Genomic DNA, 22,879 nt, shown 5'->3' on the forward strand with positions numbered 1-22,879 from the left:
GCGTTTGCCGTGCGATTTCCCCTGAAAGTGCCCTTGCCGAGCGGGACGCAGGCTGTTAACGTCCGGACAGGCGTTTATTTTTGAGATAGCACAGGAAGTCTATGAATTCGTTGCGTTTGGAACCCATTTCTCGTGTAGCCGGAGAGGTCAATCTGCCCGGCTCCAAGAGTGTCTCTAACCGTGCGCTGCTGCTGGCGGCGCTGGCTCGTGGCACCACCCGTTTGACCAACCTGCTCGACAGCGATGACATTCGTCATATGCTGGCTGCGCTGACCCAGCTCGGGGTCAAGTACAAGCTCTCCGCCGACAAGACCGAGTGTACAGTGCAGGGTCTGGGTCGCAGCTTTGCGGTGAAAGAGCCGGTCAATCTGTTCCTCGGCAACGCCGGTACTGCCATGCGACCGCTCTGCGCCGCGCTATGCCTCGGCTCAGGTGAATATACTCTGGGCGGCGAGGCGCGCATGGAAGAGCGTCCCATCGGCCATCTGGTGGATGCCCTGCGTGAAGCAGGTGCCCATATCCAGTACCTGAAACACGATGGTTATCCGCCACTGGTGGTGGATGCCAAGGGGCTGTGGGGCGGCGATGTGCACGTTGATGGCTCCGTCTCCAGCCAGTTTCTGACCGCCTTCCTGATGGCGGCGCCGATGGCGGCCGGTGATACCCGGATCCACATTAAGGGGGAGCTGGTCTCCAAGCCCTACATCGACATCACCCTGCACATCATGAAGCAGTTCGGGGTGGTCATCGAGCACGACAACTACAAGCTGTTCTACATCAAGGGCAACCAGACCTACATCAGCCCGGGTGATTTTCTGGTGGAAGGGGATGCCTCCAGCGCCTCCTACTTCCTCGCGGCGGGCGCCATCAAGGGCAAGGTGCGGGTCACCGGTATCGGCAAGCACAGCATTCAGGGTGATATTCACTTCGCCGATGTGCTGGAGAAGATGGGCGCGCGCATCACCTGGGGCGATGATTTTATCGAGGCGGAGCAGGCACCGCTGCACGGAGTGGATATGGACATGAACCATATTCCCGATGCGGCCATGACCATCGCCGTTGCTGCGCTGTTTGCCGAGGGGCCGACCTCCATTCGCAATATCTACAACTGGCGGGTGAAGGAGACCGATCGTCTGCACGCCATGGCGACCGAGCTGCGCAAGCTGGGCGTCGAAGTGGAGGAGGGGCATGACTTTATCACCGTGACCCCGCCGACCCAGCTCAAGCATGCCGAGATCGATACCTACAACGATCACCGTATCGCCATGTGCTTCTCGCTGGTGGCGTTGTCGGATACCCCGGTCACCATCAATGATCCCAAGTGCACCTCGAAGACCTTCCCGGATTACTTCGACAAGCTGGCCAGTATCAGCCAGCGTGGCTGATCACTGACAAACCCGTCATCACCGACGCTTCTGGCCCGCGCTGAGCGGGCCTTTTTGCCTTCCTCACCAGTATCGTCATTTCGCTTAGCATCATTTCAATAACTTGCAAGATTGTCATATAAAATAGTTTTGTGATTGCTGTAATTTCCTATTTACACATGCGTTGTCGCGGGCTATGTTGAGATTTCCTAATCGCAGTCATCTAGCAGGAAGCCTTGTCATGCAGCATCAAACCGACGACGTTCGTATCAGTGAAATCAAAGAGTTATTACCCCCGGTTGCGGTGCTTGAGAAGTTTCCGGCTACCGAGGTGGCCTCGTCCACCGTTTTTGAATCCCGTCAGGCCATTCACAATATCCTGGCTGGCGAAGATGATCGTCTGCTGGTGGTGATTGGTCCTTGCTCCATCCATGATCCGGTTGCCGCGCTGGAGTATGGCAAGCGCCTCAAGGCATTGCGCGACGAGCTGAAAGGTCAGCTGGAGATCGTGATGCGGGTCTACTTCGAAAAACCGCGCACCACAGTGGGCTGGAAGGGGCTGATCAACGATCCGTACCTCGACAATAGCTGCAAGATCAATGACGGTCTGCGCATTGGTCGCAAGCTGTTGCTGGATCTCAACGACATGGGACTGCCGACTGCCTCCGAGTTCCTCGACATGATCACCCCGCAATATGTGGCGGATCTGATGAGCTGGGGCGCGATCGGTGCCCGTACTACCGAATCCCAGGTACACCGCGAGCTGGCCTCCGGTCTCTCCTGCCCGGTGGGCTTCAAGAACGGCACTGACGGCACCATCAAGGTTGCCATTGATGCCATTGGCGCTGCCAGTGCGCCACACCACTTCCTGTCGGTCACCAAATACGGTCACTCCGCCATCGTGGCGACCCGCGGCAACCCGGACTGTCACATCATTCTGCGTGGTGGTCGTGAGCCAAACTACAGCGCCGCCCACGTGGACGAGGTAGTGAAGGGGCTGGAGAAGGCCGGTCTGCCGCAAAAGGTGATGATCGACTTTAGTCACGCCAACAGTAGCAAACAGTTCAAGAACCAGATGGTGGTGGCTGAAGATGTAGCCGGTCAGTTGCGTGCCGGCAGCAAAGCGGTGTTTGGTGTGATGGTGGAGAGCCATCTGGTGGAAGGGCGTCAGGATCTGGTGGAAGGGTGTGAACTCACCGTCGGTCAGAGCATCACCGATGCCTGCATCGGTTGGGCTGATACCGAAGTGTTGCTGCGCAACCTGGCGGATGCCGTCGCAACCCGTAACGCCCGTTAAAGCTATCCGCCGCTGGAACAGCAAGTGGCCGTTTGGCCAAATCGAATCCATAAAGCAAAAGCGCGACCCTCGGGTCGCGCTTTTTCATATGTGAAGTGGATTACCAGCGGTAGGTTTTCAGCAGCGCTTCCAGTTTCTGGCACTGCTCCACCAGCTGAATGCTGGCGAGGTTGGCGGCGTGTGCCTGACCCAGGGTGTCGTTGGAGGTGTTGCGAATATCGCTCACCGAGCTGTCTACCTCATGGCAGACCCTGTCCTGCTCTTCGGCCGACTGGGCCATCTGGGCGTTGAGGTCATTGATGCGGGCGATGCGCTCGATGATGTTCTGCATGGCTGCCAGGGTCGCTTCGGTCTTGCTGATGCTCTCATCGGCTTTGCTTTTTGCATCCCCGATCACCGTAACTGCGCTCTGGGCCTCATTTTGCAAGGCGGCGATCATCTGTGAGATCTCTTCGCTGGCGGCGCGGCTGCGGTTGGAGAGGGCCCGCACTTCATCGGCCACCACCGCAAAGCCACGGCCTTGCTCACCTGCCCGGGCCGCTTCAATCGCAGCGTTGAGGGCCAGCAGGTTGGTCTGATCGGCAATTCCCTTGATCACCTCGAGCACACCGTCAACCGCCAGGCAGCGGCTGTCGAGCTGCTGGATCACCTGATCCACCCGATCGATCTCTGCCGACATCTCGCCCATATCGGTGATGGAGTGCTGGGCGAGGCGGCTGGTGTCGGCGGCATCCTGATTGGTGAGGGCGGAGAGCTCGGCGCTATGGCGGGCATGTTCGCGCACTTCATGAGAGCTGGCGGCCAGCTCGCTGACGGCGGCAGCAACCTGGGTGGTCATCCCCTCTTGCTGGCGGGCCGAGTTTTCGGTCTGGGTCGCCACTTGACGGATCTGGTTTGATTCCTGATAGAGCTGGTGGGTTGCCCCTTCCACCTCCTGCAGGCTGTGGCGGAATCCCTGCACCATGTCATTGACGGCGCGGGTCATCTGGCCCAGTTCATCCCGGCTGTCATTGACCAGGGGGAGGGCGAGGTCGCGCTCTTTGGCCATCCGGATCATGGTGAGTTGCAACTGGCGTAGGGGGTGTTTCACGTAGCGTTGCAATACCCACCAGAGCAAGCCGAAGCCGAGGCTGAAGACGGCGGCCAGGCTGCCACTCAGGATCAGGTTGTTGTGGCGGATCTCGCCGAAGGTGTGGCTGAGGTCATAACTGATCCGCACAGCCCCCATCACGGTCCCCTCATTGACCTGATGACAGGTGAGGCACTGGGTGCCGCGATACTCCTTGTAGGCTTTGAACGGTTTGATCAGGGTGAGCCGGTTGCCCTGCTGCTCCAGAATGGCTTCGCCCTGATTGATGGCACGCTCATCGAGGGGATCCTGCGCTTTCTGATCCGGATGACCCGGGCCAAACAGGTTGCTTACTGCTGGTGCGCGCACCAGACGGGCCTCAACGATGCCCGCTTCACTCTTGAGTTTGGTCTGCACTATCTGCCGGTTGGCCATGCCACCTGTCATCATCAGCACGTTCACCTGATCCATATAGGTGTTGGCCATGCTCTCAACTTTCTCCTCTGCCAGCCGGATGGCGAGATCCCGTTGCAGCCAAGCGGAGAGTTCGAAGCAGAGGCCAAAGGTAGTGCTGATGACCAGCGCAAGAGGGAGGAATATTTTCCAGTTCAAGGAGAGGTTATGCATTTTGGGCAAGTTCCATGCGCTTGGTGTTGTTATGTGATCCCGTATCATCTTGATCGTAGACGAAGAAACGGCGGGAGATGGTTCTCTATCGGCACACGATAACCACTCTTGAGTAAATAATCTGTTAAGCAGATCGGTAATGCAGGTTGCCAAAATGCCTTTCGGGAGGGGCGCTGCTCCTCGGGTTGATCCAGAACAAATTGCCGGTAACGATAATCGTTATCATTGTCATTATTTGCTGATAATAGTGACCATCATGAATCTGACCCCTTCCATGACCGGCATTGCCACGCCGGATCCCCTCAAGTTTGCTTTTAGCGCCAAGACTTCGGCTCACGCCAGTCGGGGAGGGATGCGCCCCTTCCCGTTGGATGAGGCTGGCTGGCAGAGCTGGTGGCAGCGAGAGAGTGAAGCTGAGGAGCGCGCCCTCTACATCCACACTCCGTTTTGCCGAAAGCGCTGCAGCTTCTGCAATTTCTTTGAAAATGGCGCCAACCCGGCGCGGATCAACCGCTATGTCAACGCTTTGTGCGCCTCCCTTGCGCAGGCCGCTGACACCCCGCTGGCGCAGAGCATGCCGTTTTCAGCCGTCTATGTAGGGGGCGGTACGCCGACCGACATGAGCGCCGACGAGCTGGCCATGCTGGCCGCCGTGATCCGCCGTTTTCCGCTGGCGGCGGATGCCGAGGTGACGCTGGAGGGGCGCCTCAACGGCTTTGATGATGAGAAATGGCAGGTGGCGTTGGCGGGGGGCTTCAACCGCTTCTCCTTCGGGGTGCAGAGCTTTGATACCCGGGTGCGTCAGCAGGCGGCCCGTTTCGATGACAGGGAGACGCTACTGACCCGTCTGGGTGAGCTGACCCGGGATGATGCGGCTGTGATCGTGGCGGATCTCATCTTTGGTCTGCCCGGTCAGGATGATGCCGTGTGGCAGCAGGATATCCGCGATGTGATGGCGAGCGGTGTACACGGGGTCGATCTCTATCAGCTCATCGCCATGCAGGGCACCAATCTGGAGCGGGCGCAGGAGAAGGGCACCCTGGATTGGCTCGCCGATGGCCAGCAGCGGGCGGCCATGTATGCCTATGGCGGGGCGCAACTGGAAGCCCACGGCTGGGAGCGTCTATCTTGCAGCCACTGGCGGCGCAGTCCGGCCGAGCAGAGTCGTTATAACCAGATGGCCAAGCGCGGTGCGGAGATCCTCCCTTTTGGTGCCGGTGCGGGGGGCAGTATTCTTGGTCACGGCTTGATGTATGGGCGGGATCTGGCCCCCTGGCACGATGCGCTGGCCAGTGGCAAGCGGGCGCCCGGGATGGTGATGGGGCGCAATCCCAATGCAAGGATGGACGGTCTGCTGCGTGGCGCCCTCGACAGCGGTGTGCTGGCGCTGGATCGTCTGCCAGCGCCTTTGCTGACCCATCTGATGCCGCTTTTTTCCGCCTGGCAGCAGCACGGGCTGGCCGAGATCGAGAGCACACGGTTGCAACTCACCCTCGCCGGACGCTTCTGGAACGTCAATATGCAGGCTGGTTTGTTCGAGTTCTTGCAGCTCAATCCGCTTGATGGTTCTGCGCCGCCCAGCCATGGTACTGCCGCGGTACGCCATTCGCTGGTTTGAGCCCGAGCGGAGCATTTGCACGGAGCACTTGCATGGCTCCGAGCGATCCATAACGAAAGAGGGAGCCTTGCAGGCCCCCTCTTTTGGCTTGGCAGTTAGCGTCGCGCGAGCTTACTCGTCGCTGCTCTCCTGATAGCTGTCGCGCATTGCTTTGGGCAAGCGGCGCATTGGCGCAAAGCCGATATCCTCGCCCACAACTTCCCGCTTGCGGGACTTGTTTTGAGGAGCCTGGGCAGGATTTTTGCTGGCGTCACCCTTGGCTTTGCCCTTGCCCGCGGCTGGCTTGCCCTTGGCATTGCTGCTCTTGGCGTTGGCATGACCGCGAGCCCGAGGCGGGTTCTGCACCGGCTTGCTGCCCGGCAGAGTCTGGCGACTCGGCTTGCCGCTTGGCTCATACCCTTCCAGGATCTCCACGGTCAGGGATTGGCCGATCAGGGCTTCGATCGCCTTGAGCTGACCCAGCTCGTCCTGACTGACCAGCGAGATGGCCTCGCCGCCACGACCGGCGCGGCCGGTGCGGCCGATACGGTGGATGTAATCCTCCGCCATCTGGGGCAGTTCAAAGTTGATCACGTAGGGCAGTTGATCGATATCGAGACCGCGGGCGGCGATATCGGTCGCTACCAGCACCCGCACCTCGCCACTGCGAAAATCGGCCAGCGCCCGGTTGCGGGCTCCCTGGCTCTTGTCACCGTGGATCGCCACGGTATTGAGACCATCTTTTTGCATCTGCTGGGCGAGGCGGTCGGCGATCTGCTTGGTGCGGACAAACACCAGCACCCGCTGCCAGTTGCCACGGCCAATCATGTGGGAGAGCAGCTCGCGGCGGCGTTCCCGATCCACCTGAATGATGCGCTGGGTCACCTGCTCGGCGGCAGTATTGCTGGGGTCCACCTCGATCAGGGTGGGGTCGTTCAGCAGATCGTCCGCCAGCGCCTTGATGTCGTTTGAGAAGGTGGCAGAGAAGAGCAGGGTTTGCCGCTCTGCAGGCAGCGCCTTCATGATGCGGCGGATGTCGACGATAAAGCCCATGTCGAGCATGCGGTCCGCTTCATCCAGCACCAGCACTTCCAGCTGGCTCAGGGTCAGGGCGCCCTGGGTCAGCAGATCCAGCAGACGGCCCGGGGTGGCGACCAGAATGTCCACCCCCAGCTTGATGGCGTCCAGATTGGGCTTGATGCTGACACCGCCATAGGCGATCAGAGTCTTGAACGGCAGGTGGTGGGCATACTTGATGATGCTCTCGCCCACCTGTGCCGCCAGTTCACGGGTCGGGGTCAGTACCAGTGCGCGCACCTGACGACGGCCACGACCGTGGTTGGCCAGCAGACGCTGCAACATCGGCAGGGTGAAACCGGCCGTTTTGCCTGTGCCTGTCTGAGCGCCGCCGAGCACATCCTGACCGGCCAGAATGGCCGGAATCGCTTGCTGCTGGATGGGGGTTGGCTGTTCGTAACCCAGCTCCTTGACGGCCCGCAGAATATGCGGAGACAGACCCAGTTCGTTGAATGACATGTTCGAGAGAAACTCCTGAGATGAGCCTTTGGCTCAACGGGCAGCCAGCATGTTGGGGCCAGCCACGATATGGAAAAGATAGTGGGGCCGTAATATAGCAAAAGAGCGGCCGCTGCGCAGTAGCTGTCGCACCGGCCGCCACACAATCGTTCAACGCAGTGGCGTAAAACGGCTCAGGAGAGTCAGAGTATCTCGCGGATCTGCTCGGCCAGACTCTCCGGTTTGGCCTGGGGGGCGAAACGCTCCACCACGTTGCCATCGCGGTCGATCAGGAACTTGGTGAAGTTCCATTTGACGTTTTCCAGCCCAAGAAATCCCGGTTTCTGTTGCTTGAGCCACCGGTAGAAGGGGTGGGCATGCTCACCGTTGACATCGCACTTGGCCATGATGGGGAAGGTGACCGGATAGTCGAGGGAGCAGAAGCGGGCGATCTCGTCCGCATCCCCCGGCTCCTGCTGACCGAACTGGTTGCAGGGGAAGCCCAAAATCACCAGCCCCTTGGGGCCGAGCTCCCGATAGAGCGTTTCCAGCCCTTCATATTGGGGAGTAAAGCCGCAGCGACTGGCCACGTTGACCACCAGCACTACCTTGCCCGCCAGTTGAGTTAGCGGGTAGGGGGTTCCATCCAGTCGTTGCAAAGTGAGATCGGGCAGAGGCATATGAAGATCCTTTCGTGGGTGATGCGCGGGTTGTGCCGTGAGTGGTTCGGTCGGTGACAGAGACAAGCGCCGGATGAACAGCAACATGGCGATGCGGATACGGTATCGGCTGGCTCTTGGCACCGCAAGGAGGCCGCGGCGCCTCCTCGTCCCGATTGCAAGGGCCATCACAGTTTCGACATCCAACACGCCTGTTGGCGGAGCGGGATCACAACTGGCGATAAAAAGCGGGGAGGCGAGCAGCAACTCGCGTATTGATGTTGGGACTTCTCAAGAGAAGCAAACCGGTTTGTGACTTTGCCGGTAAGTCGCTACAAAGCGCCCTATTTCCACTCATTGTGAGCCAATCTTGGACTATCAAGCTGCCATGGATGCCATTTACACCCGGGGATGGGTGATAGTGGATGATTTTTTGACCGCCGCCGAGGTGGATGCCCTTAAAGCCTGTTTGCCAGGCGAATGGCAACCGGCCGGGATCGGCCGTGACGCCCTGCATCAGGGCAATCCCGACATTCGCCGTGACCAGATCCACTGGCTGGAGCCCTCCCTCGGTGCGCCGGTGGCTGACTACCTCGCCCGGATGGAGTCCCTGCGTCTTGCCGCCAACCGGATGCTGATGCTGGGATTGTTCGACTACGAGGCCCACTTCGCCCGCTATCGCAGCGGGGATTTTTACGCCACCCATCGGGATGCCTTTGCCGGTCGTTCCAACCGCCGTCTTACCACCGTGTTTTACCTCAACAACGACTGGCTGCCCGAAGCGGGTGGAGTGCTGCGCATGTATGACGACAAGGAGCAATTTCTGATGGATGTCAGCCCCAAGGGGGGGCGGCTGGTCATGTTTCTCTCCGAGGAGTTTCCCCACGAGGTACTGCCTGCCAATCAGGAGCGCTACAGCATTGCCGGCTGGTTTCGGGTCAATGGCAACGGCATGGGAAGGGTCGATCCCCCGCGCTGAGGTGCAATGTGTCCCGATTTTGACACAGGGGAGACTTTTCACTGCAAGAAGTGGGGTCATGGGTCTCCCATCAGCTGACAAGGGTTGATCTCCCTTGCTACACTGGCGCGCACTTATGTTCGTATCTGGCTTCGTCCGGTTTTTATGGTGGTTGGCTTATCAAATGGTCATGACGAGGCCGCTTTTCCCAAGGGATCACATCTAATGAAGAACATGCATGTCTTGCTGCTGTGCGGCGGCGGTGGCTCCGAGCACGAGGTTTCTCTGCGCAGCGCCAATTTCCTCGAGCAACAACTGGGCCTTCTGCCCGGTGTCGAAGTGACCCGCGTCGAGATGTTCGCCGATCGCTGGCTCAGTGCCGATGGCCGCGAGTGCAAGCTGGGGCTCGACAAGCTGCTTTCGTTTGACAGCGTGGCCCGTCCGGTGGATTACGTGGTGCCCTGCATCCACGGCTACCCGGGTGAGACCGGCGATCTGCAATCCTTCCTCGAGCTGGCCGGATTGCCTTATCTCGGTTGCGATGCCGAGGCGAGCAAGATCTGCTTCAACAAGATCAGCACCAAGTTGTGGCTCTCCGCCATCGGCATTCCCAACACCCCATACCTGTTCCTGACCGAGCAAAATGAGGCGGCGCTTGCCGAGGCCAAAGCCGCGCTGGCCAAGTGGGGCAAGGTCTTTATCAAGGCTGCCTCCCAGGGCTCTTCCGTTGGCTGCTACTCCGCCAGCAACGAAGCGGATCTGGTAAAAGGCATTGCCGATGCCTTCGGTTACTCCGAACAGGTACTGATTGAGAAGGCGGTCAAGCCGCGCGAGCTGGAAGTGGCGGTTTACCAGTATGGTGACGAGCTGGTGGCCACCTATCCGGGCGAGATCTGCGTGCCGCAGGACAAGTTCTACACCTATGAAGAGAAGTACAGCAGTGCCAGCCATACCGAGACGGCACTGCGTGCCGAGGGGCTGACCGAGGCGCAGGCTGAAGCTATTCACGAGTATGCCCTCAAGGCGTTCCGTCAGCTGAAACTGACCCATCTCTCGCGCATCGACTTCTTCCTGACCGAGGAGGGGGAGATCCTGCTGAATGAAATCAACACCTTCCCGGGCATGACCTCCATCTCCATGTTCCCGAAACTGCTGGAGCATCACGGCCACCGCTTCGCCGACTACCTTGAGCAGATCCTGCGCAAGGCCAGCTAAGCGCGCTCTCCCGCTCGCGGGATGAAGCAGGACCCAATAAAAAATCCCCGCCAATTGGCGGGGATTTTTTATGTCTTTATCAAGCGGGGCAGGCCAGCTTGAAGGGATAAACAGGCGGGGATGACTCTTCCCCGCCTGTTGCTACCTGTGGGTGTTACCGGCGGTTAGCCGCGAGCCACCCGAAAGCGCACGCTGCGGGAGTGGCACGGCGCCAGCTCGCCAAACTCGCCAGCGGCCAGTTCAAGGGGCAGGGGCTGCTCGTCCATCCGCACCGCTTGCCAGTCGTTCAGGGCGTGTTCGCCGCTCACTTTGCCACCCTCCAGTACCGCCTGCTCGCTCGGGTTGTAGACCCGGATCACCAGCGCCTCTTCATCTTCGGCTTTCTTCAGGGCGCTCAGCACCGGACCGGAGGGATCCATGGTGAGCAGGCTGAAGTGGAGCGGGGTGGTGAAGCTTGCCTTGTTGAGCTTCATGGCATCGAACGGGATCTTGTTGTAGCAGCGCACCGGGGTGAGGTAGCTGCGCGCCGCCTGCATCACGTTGGCGCTGATGTGATCGCCGGCAAACGCCAGCAGGCTGAAACGGCAGCTGAGCTTGCCACGCACCTGGGAGTCCGGGGTCGGCAGCTTGATGCCGGAGGGGCGACCCGGGCGCAGCAGCAGCTCCTCTTTACCGAGTACACCGACCCCGCGCAGCAGGGTGAGTGCCAGGGTGTCGCACTGCTCACCGATCACTTCAAACTCGCGCAGACCGTCGCTCAGCACCGCCAGTCCCTGCTTGCCATCTTGCAGGGCGACGAAGTTCATCAGCTGCCAAACCGGAATGGGAGCCTCTTTCCACCCCTCCGCTTCCCAGTTCGCCATGGCGCTGTCGCGGGTGGGGCGGGTGATGCAGCCAAACTGGTTATCGGAAACCACGGTGTCGCTCGGGAAGGGGGTGGGGATCAGCACCCGCACTCTGTGATCATCGGCCTGATTGTCGAGCTCCAGCTCGATATCGATACGCGGGCTCTGATGCGCCAGGGTGATGCGGCAGATGACATCAAGGTGGCCGCTGCACTGGCGGCTGGCCCGCTCGGCTAGGTTGGCCGGCAAGACCATGCGCAGTTTGAGGGTTGCGATGCTCTGCCACGCTTCATGGGTGACCTCACGGGTCACCGCAAACTCGGTGGAGTAACGCAGCCACTCGTCCCGCGATGGCGAGTAGTCATACTCGTCGCCATCGTCGGAGCCCTCTTCCAACGTGAGCACCTGATCAAAGGTGGTGCCGCGCAGCTTGTCCAGGATCTGCAAAGTGCCGTTGTCATTGAGGGCGATGCGGTAAAAATCGTTCTCCAGCAGCTCGCCGCTGGCCGTCACCGGCTGCTCCAGTCCCGGCTGATTGCCCTCGATATGCAGAGTGCAGTAGCCCATGGCCGGCAGCGGATGGCAGAGCTGGATGTCGTACTCCATAAAGGGGTCGTAGTTGCCGTAGTGCACGATCTGTCTGTCCACCAGACCCGGGTCAATCTCGCGTCTGGCGCGAATGAAGTAGGGGACCGGCTGGCCTGCATCGTCGCGCAGGGCAAAGGATTGGGCGCGAATGCGGATACTGGTATTGATCACCTCCTGACGAGGGAAGGGCATCAGGTTGAACAGGCAGAGTTTGTCGGCCACCTGTACCCCGTCTTCACAGAGCTCCACCGGCATGTTGTCGACAATCTTGCGCATGTAGAAGCGGATCAGGTTCTCGGCCATGTCGTCGGCCAGAATGAAGCGGGTCATCACCTCCTGATGCACCTTGTCGCTGCAGCAGCAGCCGATGCTGTCATGGGCGTGGTTCTTCATGATCTCCTTCCACATCTTCTCCAAAAGCCCGTGGTGGTACTCGAAGCCGAGCGCCCAGGCGATGCTCGCCAGCGGTTCGAGGATGTTGACGATCTTGTTCTCGATGGCGGCATGGGCCAGCTTGATGTCCATCCGGGTGGAGGAGATGGTGCGGTGTACCCGCATGTATTTGCCGTCGTTGAACTCCCCCTTGAGGGTGGCCAGCTGGTCGCGGCACGCCTCGATGTGCTCGAAGACCTGCTCGAAGCGGCTCATGTGGAATTCACGCAGGGGGTAGATCTCCCGCAGCTTGTCGATGATGGCGAAGATGTTCTGTTGCAGCGGCATCTGGTCGTGGCCGTTGGGCAGCAGGATATCCTTGGTCACCGACGCCTTCTCCAGCACCTCAAAGTAGGATTCGAGCCGCTTGCGCAGACCCGCCTCATCTTCCGGCAGGTACTTGCCGATGGCGTAGCCGAGCGGCAGTACCTGGGCGGTCACCTCGCTGCCATCGTTGCTTTGCCAGAGAAACTCGGTCTTGTCGGTGCCGTGACGCTCGGAGCAGCCGCGCCAGAACATGGCCCGATCGATCCCGAAGCCGTTGAAGATGTGGGGTAGCTGGGAGGACATGCCGAACGAATCGGGCAGGTAACCGATCTTCATCGGCTCGCCAAGGCTAAGGCAGTCGCGCATCCCGTAGAGCAGGTTGCGCAGGATGGACTCGCCGCTCACCTGCATGGTATCGGTCTGGGTGTACCAGGGCCCGATGATGAGCTTACCCGCTTCCACCAGCGCCTTCACCCGGGCCTTGTTCTCGGGCTGGATGGCGAAGTAATCCTCCAGCACCGCGGTCTGGCCGTCCAGCACATAGAACTTGTAGTCGGGGTCGGATTCAAGACGCGCCAGGATCTCCGCCATATTGTTGACCAGCAGGATGCGGGACTCCTCGGTGGTGAAATACCACTCCCGATCCCAGTGCATGTGCGGCGTGATGTGAACTCGTGAAACTGTCATGACAATGATCCTTTGCTGACGCACGGCGGCCTTTGCCTGCCGTGCGGAAAAATAGTCTGTTGAAAAAGTGGTGGTGAAGATGCGCCTTACTCTGCGGCGACCACCTGATAGGTGCCGCGCTGCATGGCGTGACGGCGCCAGCCGATCAGCACCACAGTGGAGATAAGGGTGCCCACCAGTGCCGCACCGAGCCAGACGGCGGCAGCCATCAGGGCGCCATGGCCACCATCGTGGAGCAGGAACAGGGAGAAGATGCCGGCCCCCGGGGTGGAGAGACCAATCCCCATGGCTCCCACCATGGCGCCGGTGACCACCGAGCCTGCGAGGAAGGAGCCGATCACCCGGATTGGATCTTCGATGGCCATCGGAATGGCGCCCTCGGTGATCCCCGCCAGCCCCAGCAGCCAGGTGGACTTGCCGGTCTCGATCTCGAAGGTCTGGAACAGGCGCGGCGCCAGCAGGGTGGAGAAGGTGACGGTAAAGGCCGAGACCATCTTGACCGCGCCGAAGATGGCGTAGGGGCCGTAGACCCCGTTGGCCATGGCGCCGAGGCAGAAGGCGTAGGCCGCCTTGTTGACCGGGCCACCCAGGTCAAACGAGCACATAAAGCCGAGCAGGGCGCCCAGTACCAGCGCATTGGTGCCGGAGAGGCCGTTGAGCCACTCGGTAAGGCTGTTGTTGAGCCAGGCCACCGGCTGGCCGATGACAAACAGCATCAGGCTGCCCGCCACCAGAGTGCCGATTACCGGATAGAGGTAAAAGGTGAGAAAGCCGTTGAAGTTGGGGCTAAGGCGCACATGCTGCTTGACCCAGCGCATCAGGTAACCGGCGATAAGACCACCGACCACACCGCCGAGAAAACCGGAGCCAATCATGTTGGCGGCCAGTCCCGCTGCAAAGCCCGGGCCCAGCGCCGGTTTGTCTGCCAGCGAATAGGCGGTATAGGCCGCCAGCACCGGCACCATCAGGGTGCCCAGCATGCCGCCGCCTAGCTTGCGGTACATCCAGAGCCAGGAGTTCTCGGTATCAAACAGATGCTGCAGGCCGAAGATCTGGGCCAGCAGCACAGAGACGGCGAGCACGGTACCGCCCGCCACGATCAGCGGCACGGCAAAGGAGATGCCGCTCAGCAGCGCCTGCTTGAGCTCGGTCTTGAGGCCCACCTTTTTGCCGCTTGGAGCATCGCTCTGGCTGGGGTTGGGCGTCGGGGTGGTGCGCCCAGCCTTGGCCGCGTCCAGCGCATCATTGAGGATCCGCTCGGCATGGCGAATGGGTTCGGCCACCGGCGTCTCGATCCGGGGGATACCGGCGAAACGCTCCTGCTCCTTGATGGCCACCTCGGCGGCGAAGATGCAGGCCACCGCAGCATCGAGCGCCTCTTGCGGCAGGCGATCCTCAATGCCGTTGGCACCCTGCTTTTCGACCAGTACCCGAATGCCCAGCTTGCGCCCCGCCTTTTCCAGATACTCGGCGGCCATATAGGTGTGGGCGATCCCCGCCGGGCAGGCGGTGACACAGACCACAGTGGGTTTATTTGTATCTAAGTTGTCTTCTTTTTCTGGTTGCTTGCCGCTATCCCCTTCACCATCGAGCAGCGCCATCAGTTGCTCGGCACTTTGGGCTGCCAGCACCGCCTCGCGGGTATCGTCATCCACCAAGGCGGTGGTGAGGGTGGTGAGCAGCTGCATGTGGGTGGAGCCCGCCTGATCGGTTGGGATCGCCAGCATGAAGATCAGGTTGACAGGCTCGGGACCGTCGATCCCCTCCCAGCCCAGCTCCTCGCTCAGGGTCGCGACGGCAAAGGCCGCTTCGCGCACCGCATCGCACTTGCCGTGGGGCACTGCCAGCCCTTCGCCAAGGGCGGTGGGGCCCTGTGCCTCGCGGGCCATGACCGCGGCCAGAAAGGCGGCCTTGTCGTGCAGCTTGCCGGCCTGATCGAGCCGATCAGCCAGGGCATGAATGGCCGCATCCCGATCGGCAAACCGGGTTTGCAGCGTGATGAGATGGGGGCCGGTAAGACTGGTCAGATTCATGATGATCCTCTGTCAGGTTGGCTTGCCAGCAAGCCGTCATGGTGAAAGTGACAGCGATGCTAACAAACCGGCCGACTGATTTTTGTGAGTGGTATCATACAATTCACTATTTGTATTGTTTTTGTATTGTTTGGTCAAGGTGATTTGTTAGGTCAAATGAGGCTGAGCCGTTTTGTCTGCCGGGTAACTGGGGTAGAATGACGCCTCTTCCATTTATCATGGCGCAGAGCCGACGAGGTGGCCTTTCGTGTCGAAAAAACCTATGTATCGCCAGATAGCCGACACCATCCAGCAGTGGATTGCGCAAGGGGAGCTGGCCCCCGGCGATGCCCTGCCCACCGAAGCCGAGCTGCGCGAGCAGTTCGGGGTGAGCCGGGTGACGGTGCGCCAGGCCCTCAAGCAGCTGACCGAACTCAACGTCATCGAGAGCATTCAGGGCAGCGGCAGCTATGTGCGGCAGGAGAAGGTGAACTACGACATCTATCAGCTCACCAGCCTCTATGAGAAGGTGACCGATCCGGCGGCCGAGACCCACAGTGACATTCTCGCCTTCGAGGTGATCAAGGCGAGCAGTGAGTTGGCCGAGCGGCTCAATCTGCTGGAAGGGGCGCTGGTCTACTACGTCAAGCGGGTGCGCTTTATTCGCCAGATCGCGGTAACGCTGGAGGAGACCTGGATGCCGCTCGCCCTCTTCCCCGATCTCAGCTATGCGGTGATGCAGGGCTCCAAGTACCACTACATCGAAGAGGTGAAGCAGCTGGTGATTGACCGCAGCGAGCAGGAGATCATTCCGGTGCTCCCCTCGGCGCAGGTGGTGGAGGCGCTCGGTATCGACCCTGCCAAGCCCATTATCGAGAAGGTCTCCCGTGGCTTCTTGCAAGATGGCACCGTGTTCGAGTTCAGTCGCAACTTCTTCAAGAGCGATGATTACAAGTTCACCCTGGTGGCGCGCCGCGCCAAGGGGTGAGCGGGCGGCAGCACCCGAGATAAAAAAGGCCACCACCGTGTTTGCGGTGGTGGCCTTTTTGTTTGACCGATTAACGGGTCGATGCCGGGCTAAATAGCAGATTGGCTGGTGGTTTGATGCTGCTGATCTACTGCGCTGAGTCTTTGATAACTTCCTCGACCCGCACCTGCAGGCTCCCTTGTGCCAGGGTGGTGACGAGCTGATCGCCGCTGCTGACCTGATCGGTGCGGCTGATGACTTCGCCACGCGCAGTGCGGGTGATGGAGTAGCCGCGCCCCAGGGTGGCGAGCGGGCTTACCCCGTCGAGGCGGGTGGTGAGCATGGCGAGGCGGTGACTGGCAAGGTTTTGCCGCTTGGCAATCAGGGCATAGAGTCGCTCCTCGGCCAGCTGGTGGCGGCGCTTGCCAGCTGCCAAGAGGCGCTCCGGGCTCTTGCCCTGCAGGCGCAGCTCAAGGTTGGTGAGGCGCCGCTCACCCTGATGCAGCCGCTGGCGCAATAGCTGTTGCAAACGGGTGGAAAGCTCGTCGAGGCGCTGGGACTGCTGCTCCAGCCGCCGCTTCGGATCCTGATGGTCGAGCCGCTTTTGCAGCAGGATGAAATCGTGGCGGGCGGCGGTCTGCTGGCGGTTCATCGCCTGCAGCAGTCGCTGCTTGAGGTGGGCGAGGCGCTGGGCACGGGCGCTCTGATCCGGCGCCACCAGCTCGGCGGCAGCCGACGGGGTAGGGGCACGCAAGTCGGCGGCAAAGTCGCTGATGGTGACATCCACCTCGTGGCCCACCGCGCTCACCACAGGTATGGCGGAGTGGGCAATGGCGCGCGCCACCGCCTCTTCGTTAAAGCACCAGAGATCTTCGAGGGAGCCGCCACCACGGCCAACGATCAGTACATCCACCTCGGCGCGCTGGTTCGCTTTGGCGATCGCCGCGACGATCTGGCTGATGGCGGCGCTGCCTTGTACCTGCGTCGGGTAGATAAAGATCGGTAGATCCGGCGCACGCCGTTTGAGCACGGTGAGCATATCGTGCAAAGCCGCGCCGGTGGCGGAGGTGATAAGGCCCACCGCCCGCGGTTCGCGGGGCAGCGGCCGCTTGCGGCTTTCGTCAAACAGCCCCTCGGCGCCGAGGCGGCGCTTGAGCTCTTCAAAACGCAGGGCCAATACGCCGTCGCCCGCCGGCTGCATCGACTCGATGATCAGCTGGTAGTCGCCGCGCGGCTCATAGAGAGAGACTCGCGCCTGCACCAGCACCTGCATGCCATCCTGCGGGCGAAACGCCACCCGCCGGTTATTGCCCTTGAACATGGCGCAGCGCACCTGCGCCGACATGTCCTTGAGGGAGAAGTACCAGTGGCCGGAGCTTGGCATCGCCAGATTGGAGAGCTCGCCGGTCAGCCACACCAGCCCCAGATCCTGCTCCAGGATCATGCGCACGGCGCTGTTGAGGCGGGTGACGGTAAAGACCTGCTGCTCGCGGCCGTTCGCCGCACTGGATGGGGTAAATCGGTTCAATGGCGTACCTGTGGTCTGCTCCGGCGGGGCCGGGATAAAACGATGGCCGCTATCTTAACCCGAAACAGGGGGAGGGCGTTAAGCAGGAGGCGCCAGCAGCAGAAAAGCAAGATTGGAAACGCTGCCGTTTATCCGGGCAGGCAGTATGGCTCCCGATAAAAGCCCTCGCGCTTGCCCGCATCTGGCCAAGTTGCGGCTTGTCTCGATGCCGTTGATATCTCAGGTGCTGCTGATGTTCACGGCGCCACCATCTTGACCAGCGTTCACTCGCCCCCTGTTTGGAGTAGCTTATGAATCCTTCAACCCGCTTAAGTTTGACGACCCGTTTGCTGCACTGGTCGGTTGCCTTGCTGATGATTGGCCTGACCCTTGTGGGTTATCTGATGGTTAAATTTGAAATATGGGATCTCTATGCCCTGCATAAATCTCTGGGGGTGATTGCACTGATCTTGATCCTGCCCCGCGCCATTCTCCGCCTTGTTAGAGGGTGGCCTGAGCCTGTGCGTCAATATCCTGTTTACGAGGCATTGGCAGCCAGGGCGATCCACTGGGGTTTGCTGATTTCAACGCTGCTTATTCCGGTGTCCGGTCTCTGTTATTCCGCAGCGGCTGGCCGAGGTGTCGCGATATTTGGCTGGTCTATTATCCCGATGAATCCAGATATCCATGATCCTGCCAATGTGATTCCATTCAGTGAATCCGTTCGGGATATTGCTCACACAGTCCATATATATTTGCCATATATCATGCTGGCATTTTTGTTGGTGCACATTGTCGGGGCGTTGAAACATCATCTGCTGGATAAAGATAATACCTTGCTGCGGATGGTGGGGCGAAAATAATAAAGATAGTCAACCCTTGTTGTTCCAGAAAATATATATTGGCAGCGGGCGAAATTTATTATCCAGACCGAGCAAAGGAGATTGAGAAGATAATGATACCGGTGCGAGTGGTCGCCGCGAGGGCAAGAGAGAATACAAGGACACAAGACAAGGGGAGGGGGGTCAGAGGCCGCTTGCTCCTTGAGCCCCTGTCGATCATCCCGTTGCATGGGGGTTGGGCTGTGTCGGCACCTACCGGTTTTGCATAAATCACCGGTTAGCCAACTCTTTTGCCCCGAAATGGCGCTTTTCGTACTGATAATCTTGGTTTTTTGGCGTTTTGGCCGCCTAAAAGAGGGCTATGCCATAAAAAATTCAAAAAACTTCTTTACCAGTGACCAATGCGTGAGTAAACTTCGTCGGCAATATTTTACACCCCCACTTCCTCAACGGTGAGATATTGCCATGCTCAGGATTGCCAAAGAAGCGTTAACCTTCGACGATGTACTGTTGGTTCCCGCCCACTCCGAAGTTCTTCCCAATACTGCCGATCTGCGTACCAAGCTGACCTCCGCCATCAGCTTGAACATCCCGATGATCTCCGCTGCCATGGACACAGTGACCGAAGCCCGTCTGGCTATCGCACTGGCCCAGGAAGGCGGTATCGGCTTTATCCACAAGAACATGTCCATCGAGCAGCAGGCTGCCGAAGTGCGCAAGGTCAAGAAGTACGAGAGCGGCGTGGTCACAGACCCCGTCACCGTGCGCCCTGACATGACCATCGCCCAAATCAAGGAGCTGAGCCACAAGAATGGCTTCGCCGGTTACCCCGTGGTGACTGACGGCAATCAGCTGGTCGGTATCATCACCGGCCGTGACGTGCGCTTCGTGATTGACCTCTCCCAGACCGTTGAACAGATCATGACCCAGAAAGATCGTCTGGTCACCGTGCGTGAAGGTGCCCCTCGCGAAGAGGTGGTAGCCCTGATGCAAAAGCACCGTATCGAAAAAGTGCTGGTGGTGAACGCCGACTTCAAACTCAAGGGCATGATCACCGTTAAAGATTTCCAGAAAGCCGAGCGCAAGCCCCACGCCTGTAAAGATGACAAGGGTCGTCTGCGGGTCGGTGCTGCCGTTGGTGCCGGTGCCGGTAACGAAGAGCGCGTTGCTGCGCTGGTGGAAGCCGGTGTTGACGTGCTGCTGATCGACTCCTCCCACGGCCACTCCCAGGGCGTGCTGGATCGCATCAAGGCCACTCGCGACGCCTATCCGGATCTGCAGATCATCGGTGGCAACGTGGCGACCGCCGCGGGCGCCAAGGCGCTGGCTGCTGCCGGTGTCAACGCCGTCAAGGTCGGTATCGGCCCGGGCTCCATCTGTACTACCCGTATCGTGACCGGCGTGGGCGTGCCCCAGATCACCGCCATCTCCGACGCCGTTGACGCGCTGGAAGGCACCGGTATTCCGGTGATTGCCGATGGCGGTATCCGCTTCTCCGGCGACATCGCCAAGGCCATTGCCGCGGGCGCCAGCTGCGTCATGGTGGGCTCCATGTTCGCCGGTACTGAAGAGGCGCCGGGCGAGATCGAGCTCTATCAGGGTCGCTCTTTCAAATCCTACCGTGGAATGGGTTCTCTGGGCGCCATGTCCAAAGGCTCCAGCGACCGCTACTTCCAGACCGACAACGCCGCCGACAAGCTGGTGCCGGAAGGCATCGAAGGCCGCGTGCCGTACAAGGGTCGCCTCAAAGAGATCATCCACCAGCAGATGGGCGGCCTGCGCTCCTCCATGGGTCTGACCGGCAGCGCCACCATCGACGACATGCGCACTAAAGCTGAGTTCGTGCGCATCTCCGGCGCCGGGATGAAAGAGTCCCACGTCCACGATGTGACCATTACCAAAGAAGCCCCCAACTATCGGATGGGCTGATAAAACGGGGCCCTGCGCCCCGTTTTTCCACCCTTTTTTTATCCCGTGCCCTTTGTGACAACATCAGCCTGATGCAGGAATAAAATGACTAAAGACATTCACCAGCACCGTATCCTTATCCTCGACTTCGGTTCCCAGTACACCCAGTTGATCGCCCGCCGTGTGCGCGAAATCGGCGTTTACTGCGAACTGTGGGCCTGGGACGTAACCGAAGAGCAGATCCGCGAATTCAATCCGAGCGGCATCATCCTCTCCGGCGGCCCCGAGTCCGTGACCGAAGCGGGCAGCCCGCGCGCCCCCGAGTATGTGTTCAACGCCGGTGTCCCTGTGTTCGGCATCTGCTATGGCATGCAGACCATGGCCGAGCAGCTGGGTGGCAAGGTGCAATCCTCCACCGAGCGTGAATTCGGTTACGCCAAGGTGGAAGTGCTGGGCGAAGCTGGCAAGAGCAGCGCCCTCTTGCGCAATATCGAAGATGCCATCGCCGACAACGGCAATGCCCTGCTGGATGTCTGGATGAGCCACGGTGACAAGGTCACCACCATTCCGGCCGACTTCACCACCATCGCCCAGACCCCGACCTGCCCGCACGCAGCCATGGCGTGTGAGGCCAAGCGCTTCTACGGCGTGCAGTTCCACCCGGAAGTAACCCACACCCGTCAGGGTGCCCGCATGCTGGAGCACTTCGTCAAAGATATCTGCGGCTGCGAATGCCTCTGGACCCCGGCCACCATCATCGACGACGCCGTCGCCCGCATCCGCGAGCAGGTGGGTGACGATAAAGTGATCCTCGGCCTCTCCGGTGGTGTCGACTCCTCCGTGGTCGCCATGCTGGTGCACCGCGCCATCGGCGATCGCCTGACCTGCGTCTTCGTTGACAACGGTCTGCTGCGTCTGAACGAAGGCGAGCAGGTGATGGAGATGTTTGGTGACCACTTTGGTCTGAACATCATCAAGGTTGAAGCGGAAGATCGCTTCCTCTCTGCCCTGGCCGGTGTTGACGAGCCGGAAGCCAAGCGCAAGATCATCGGCCGCGTCTTCGTTGAAGTGTTTGATGATGAAGCGAAAAAGCTGAAAAACGCCAAGTGGCTGGCACAAGGCACCATCTATCCGGACGTTATCGAATCCGCTGCCAGCAAGACCGGCAAAGCCCACGTCATCAAGTCTCACCACAACGTCGGCGGCCTGCCGGAAGAGATGAAGATGGGTCTGGTCGAGCCGCTGCGCGAGCTGTTCAAAGACGAAGTGCGCCGCGTTGGTCTTGAGCTGGGTCTGCCCTACGACATGCTCTACCGTCACCCGTTCCCGGGCCCGGGTCTGGGCGTGCGCGTCCTTGGGGAAGTGAAGAAAGAGTACTGCGATATTCTGCGCCGCGCCGATGCGGTCTTTATCGAAGAGCTGCGCAAAGCCGACCTCTACAACCAGGTCAGCCAGGCGTTCGCCGTCTTCCTGCCGGTGCGCTCCGTTGGCGTGATGGGCGATGGTCGCAAATATGACTGGGTCATTGCCCTGCGTGCCGTCGAAACCATCGACTTTATGACCGCCCACTGGGCTCACCTGCCGTACGACTTCCTCGGTCACGTATCGAATCGCATCATCAACGAGATCAACGGTATCTCCCGCGTGGTGTACGACGTCTCCGGCAAGCCGCCCGCAACCATCGAATGGGAATAAGCGGCTCACGCCCTTCTGCCCTTCGAGCATAAAAATGCAAAAAGACGCCCTTGAGGCGTCTTTTCTTTTCTCAATCGTTTGCGCAACACATCTTCTTTTTTCTAGCAGCTTTTTCGCCACCTTGCCCCTGTTATATGTGACAGGGGCATTTTTGCCATCCCGCACTAGGCTCTCTCATGCCAATTGAGCCCGCAGTCAACAGCGGCTTGTGGCAAGGGGGAGGGTTTATCCAGTTGCAGATAGCTGCGCAAATTTGCCCATCGTCATCGCGCCAACCGGCACTGATGACACCCCGGTGGAGACCGGAAACCACTTGAATCAACGGGGCGCAGCCCGAACGGCCAAACGAGTCGGGATCATAGAGCACGGAGAGTTTGATATGTCAGAACAAGCAGTGTTGGTTGGTGGATGGACCGCATATCACAAGCTGACCGCCGAGGATCAGGCGGTATTTGATCAGGCGCTGAAAGGATTTGTGGGGGTGCAATATGTACCCTTTGAAGTCTCCACCCAGGTGGTGGCTGGCACCAACTACCGCTTCAAGTGCAAGAGCACTGTGCCGCTCGCCCAGCCGATCCATGGCGAAGCCGTGGTGCAGATCTTCCAGTCTCTGGATGGCTCGGCCCATATCACCTCCATTACCCCGATCTGATCGGGTTGCGGGCAAGGTGGGGAGGTAAAATCTCCTAACCGGTTTGCTCCAAAGCCTGGATATAAAAAGACGCCTTAGGGCGTCTTTTTATATCCAGGCCCTAATGTCGTCAGCTTATTGATTGGATTGCTAAGAAAAATTATAGGTATTTAGCAGATCAAAGAGTGTTATTCAAT

16 protein-coding genes are annotated in these 22,879 nt (G+C 59.8%); 10 read left to right on the top strand and 6 right to left on the bottom strand.

What is annotated here, in order from left to right; translation table 11 throughout:
- The first annotated feature begins 101 nt into the window (after positions 1-101).
- Positions 102-1,385 (top strand): 3-phosphoshikimate 1-carboxyvinyltransferase, encoded by a 1,284-nt coding sequence (gene aroA, locus ACW5XC_RS06305; protein WP_042055728.1) that lies wholly within the window; start codon positions 102-104, stop codon positions 1,383-1,385.
- 220 nt (positions 1,386-1,605) lie between these two features.
- Positions 1,606-2,661, top strand: coding sequence for a 3-deoxy-7-phosphoheptulonate synthase AroG (gene aroG / locus ACW5XC_RS06310; protein ID WP_005337046.1), 1,056 nt, complete (start codon positions 1,606-1,608; stop codon positions 2,659-2,661).
- 100 nt (positions 2,662-2,761) lie between these two features.
- Here the strand turns inward: aroG and ACW5XC_RS06315 are convergent, their stop codons facing one another.
- Entirely contained in the window at positions 2,762-4,357 is a 1,596-nt protein-coding gene (locus ACW5XC_RS06315) for a methyl-accepting chemotaxis protein (protein ID WP_040066376.1), read from the bottom strand.
- Between the two features lie 256 nt (positions 4,358-4,613).
- On the opposite strand from ACW5XC_RS06315, the gene hutW reads away from it, so the two are divergent.
- Positions 4,614-5,975, top strand: a complete 1,362-nt coding sequence (gene hutW, locus ACW5XC_RS06320; protein WP_042055731.1) for a heme anaerobic degradation radical SAM methyltransferase ChuW/HutW — start codon at positions 4,614-4,616, stop codon at positions 5,973-5,975.
- A gap of 111 nt (positions 5,976-6,086) precedes the next feature.
- Here hutW and ACW5XC_RS06325 read toward each other — a convergent pair whose 3' ends face one another.
- Positions 6,087-7,490: a DEAD/DEAH box helicase gene (locus tag ACW5XC_RS06325; protein ID WP_042055734.1), complete on the bottom strand. Its 1,404-nt coding sequence runs from the start codon at positions 7,488-7,490 to the stop codon at positions 6,087-6,089.
- Positions 7,491-7,672: 182 nt separating this feature from the next.
- A complete protein-coding gene (locus tag ACW5XC_RS06330) occupies positions 7,673-8,149 on the bottom strand; it encodes a glutathione peroxidase (RefSeq protein ID WP_042055737.1) in 477 nt (158 codons plus the stop codon).
- Between the two features lie 349 nt (positions 8,150-8,498).
- On the opposite strand from ACW5XC_RS06330, the gene ACW5XC_RS06335 reads away from it, so the two are divergent.
- A complete protein-coding gene (locus ACW5XC_RS06335) occupies positions 8,499-9,107 on the top strand; it encodes a 2OG-Fe(II) oxygenase (protein WP_019445550.1) in 609 nt (202 codons plus the stop codon).
- Between the two features lie 204 nt (positions 9,108-9,311).
- Entirely contained in the window at positions 9,312-10,301 is a 990-nt protein-coding gene (locus ACW5XC_RS06340; RefSeq protein ID WP_042055738.1) for a D-alanine--D-alanine ligase, read from the top strand.
- A 164-nt stretch (positions 10,302-10,465) separates the two neighbouring features.
- Here the strand turns inward: ACW5XC_RS06340 and mngB are convergent, their stop codons facing one another.
- Complete coding sequence (gene mngB, locus ACW5XC_RS06345) at positions 10,466-13,120, bottom strand: mannosylglycerate hydrolase (protein WP_042055740.1); 2,655 nt, start codon at positions 13,118-13,120, stop codon at positions 10,466-10,468.
- Between the two features lie 86 nt (positions 13,121-13,206).
- The gene (gene mngA / locus ACW5XC_RS06350) at positions 13,207-15,153 is read right to left on the bottom strand and encodes a PTS 2-O-a-mannosyl-D-glycerate transporter subunit IIABC (protein ID WP_042055743.1); all 1,947 of its coding nucleotides are present in this window, start codon (positions 15,151-15,153) and stop codon (positions 13,207-13,209) included.
- 247 nt (positions 15,154-15,400) lie between these two features.
- Between mngA and ACW5XC_RS06355 the strand changes: the two genes are divergently transcribed.
- Positions 15,401-16,120 carry a GntR family transcriptional regulator gene (locus ACW5XC_RS06355; protein ID WP_005337027.1) on the top strand — a complete coding sequence of 240 codons (720 nt, stop codon included), beginning with the start codon at positions 15,401-15,403 and terminating at the stop codon, positions 16,118-16,120.
- A gap of 127 nt (positions 16,121-16,247) precedes the next feature.
- On the opposite strand, the gene xseA is transcribed toward ACW5XC_RS06355, so the two are convergent.
- Positions 16,248-17,627: an exodeoxyribonuclease VII large subunit gene (gene xseA / locus ACW5XC_RS06360; RefSeq protein WP_042055744.1), complete on the bottom strand. Its 1,380-nt coding sequence runs from the start codon at positions 17,625-17,627 to the stop codon at positions 16,248-16,250.
- Between the two features lie 290 nt (positions 17,628-17,917).
- Here xseA and ACW5XC_RS06365 point away from each other — a divergent pair, with 290 nt between their 5' ends.
- From ACW5XC_RS06365 to ACW5XC_RS06380, 4 genes are all read left to right on the top strand, one after another.
- Positions 17,918-18,469, top strand: coding sequence for a cytochrome b (locus ACW5XC_RS06365; RefSeq protein ID WP_042055747.1), 552 nt, complete (start codon positions 17,918-17,920; stop codon positions 18,467-18,469).
- Between the two features lie 444 nt (positions 18,470-18,913).
- Positions 18,914-20,377 carry an IMP dehydrogenase gene (guaB, locus tag ACW5XC_RS06370; RefSeq protein WP_005360033.1) on the top strand — a complete coding sequence of 488 codons (1,464 nt, stop codon included), beginning with the start codon at positions 18,914-18,916 and terminating at the stop codon, positions 20,375-20,377.
- An 84-nt stretch (positions 20,378-20,461) separates the two neighbouring features.
- A complete protein-coding gene (gene guaA / locus ACW5XC_RS06375; protein ID WP_042055751.1) occupies positions 20,462-22,051 on the top strand; it encodes a glutamine-hydrolyzing GMP synthase in 1,590 nt (529 codons plus the stop codon).
- Between the two features lie 379 nt (positions 22,052-22,430).
- Entirely contained in the window at positions 22,431-22,703 is a 273-nt protein-coding gene (locus ACW5XC_RS06380; protein WP_040099652.1) for a hypothetical protein, read from the top strand.
- The last annotated feature ends 176 nt before the right edge of the window (positions 22,704-22,879 follow it).

This window comes from Aeromonas sp. 25-AL00135, assembly GCF_054052385.1.

Bases quoted from the DNA above. Each gene is read 5' to 3' on its own strand.
- ACW5XC_RS06340 (WP_042055738.1), top strand. From the start codon at position 9,312: ATGAAGAACATGCATGTCTTGCTGCTGTGCGGCGGCGGTGGCTCCGAG.
- ACW5XC_RS06380 (WP_040099652.1), top strand. From the start codon at position 22,431: ATGTCAGAACAAGCAGTGTTGGTTGGTGGATGGACCGCATATCACAAG.
- ACW5XC_RS06365 (WP_042055747.1), top strand. From the start codon at position 17,918: ATGAATCCTTCAACCCGCTTAAGTTTGACGACCCGTTTGCTGCACTGG.
- guaB (WP_005360033.1), top strand. From the start codon at position 18,914: ATGCTCAGGATTGCCAAAGAAGCGTTAACCTTCGACGATGTACTGTTG.
- mngB (WP_042055740.1), bottom strand. From the start codon at position 13,120: ATGACAGTTTCACGAGTTCACATCACGCCGCACATGCACTGGGATCGG.
- ACW5XC_RS06330 (WP_042055737.1), bottom strand. From the start codon at position 8,149: ATGCCTCTGCCCGATCTCACTTTGCAACGACTGGATGGAACCCCCTAC.
- guaA (WP_042055751.1), top strand. From the start codon at position 20,462: ATGACTAAAGACATTCACCAGCACCGTATCCTTATCCTCGACTTCGGT.
- aroA (WP_042055728.1), top strand. From the start codon at position 102: ATGAATTCGTTGCGTTTGGAACCCATTTCTCGTGTAGCCGGAGAGGTC.
- aroG (WP_005337046.1), top strand. From the start codon at position 1,606: ATGCAGCATCAAACCGACGACGTTCGTATCAGTGAAATCAAAGAGTTA.
- ACW5XC_RS06315 (WP_040066376.1), bottom strand. From the start codon at position 4,357: ATGCATAACCTCTCCTTGAACTGGAAAATATTCCTCCCTCTTGCGCTG.
- ACW5XC_RS06325 (WP_042055734.1), bottom strand. From the start codon at position 7,490: ATGTCATTCAACGAACTGGGTCTGTCTCCGCATATTCTGCGGGCCGTC.
- mngA (WP_042055743.1), bottom strand. From the start codon at position 15,153: ATGAATCTGACCAGTCTTACCGGCCCCCATCTCATCACGCTGCAAACC.
- hutW (WP_042055731.1), top strand. From the start codon at position 4,614: ATGAATCTGACCCCTTCCATGACCGGCATTGCCACGCCGGATCCCCTC.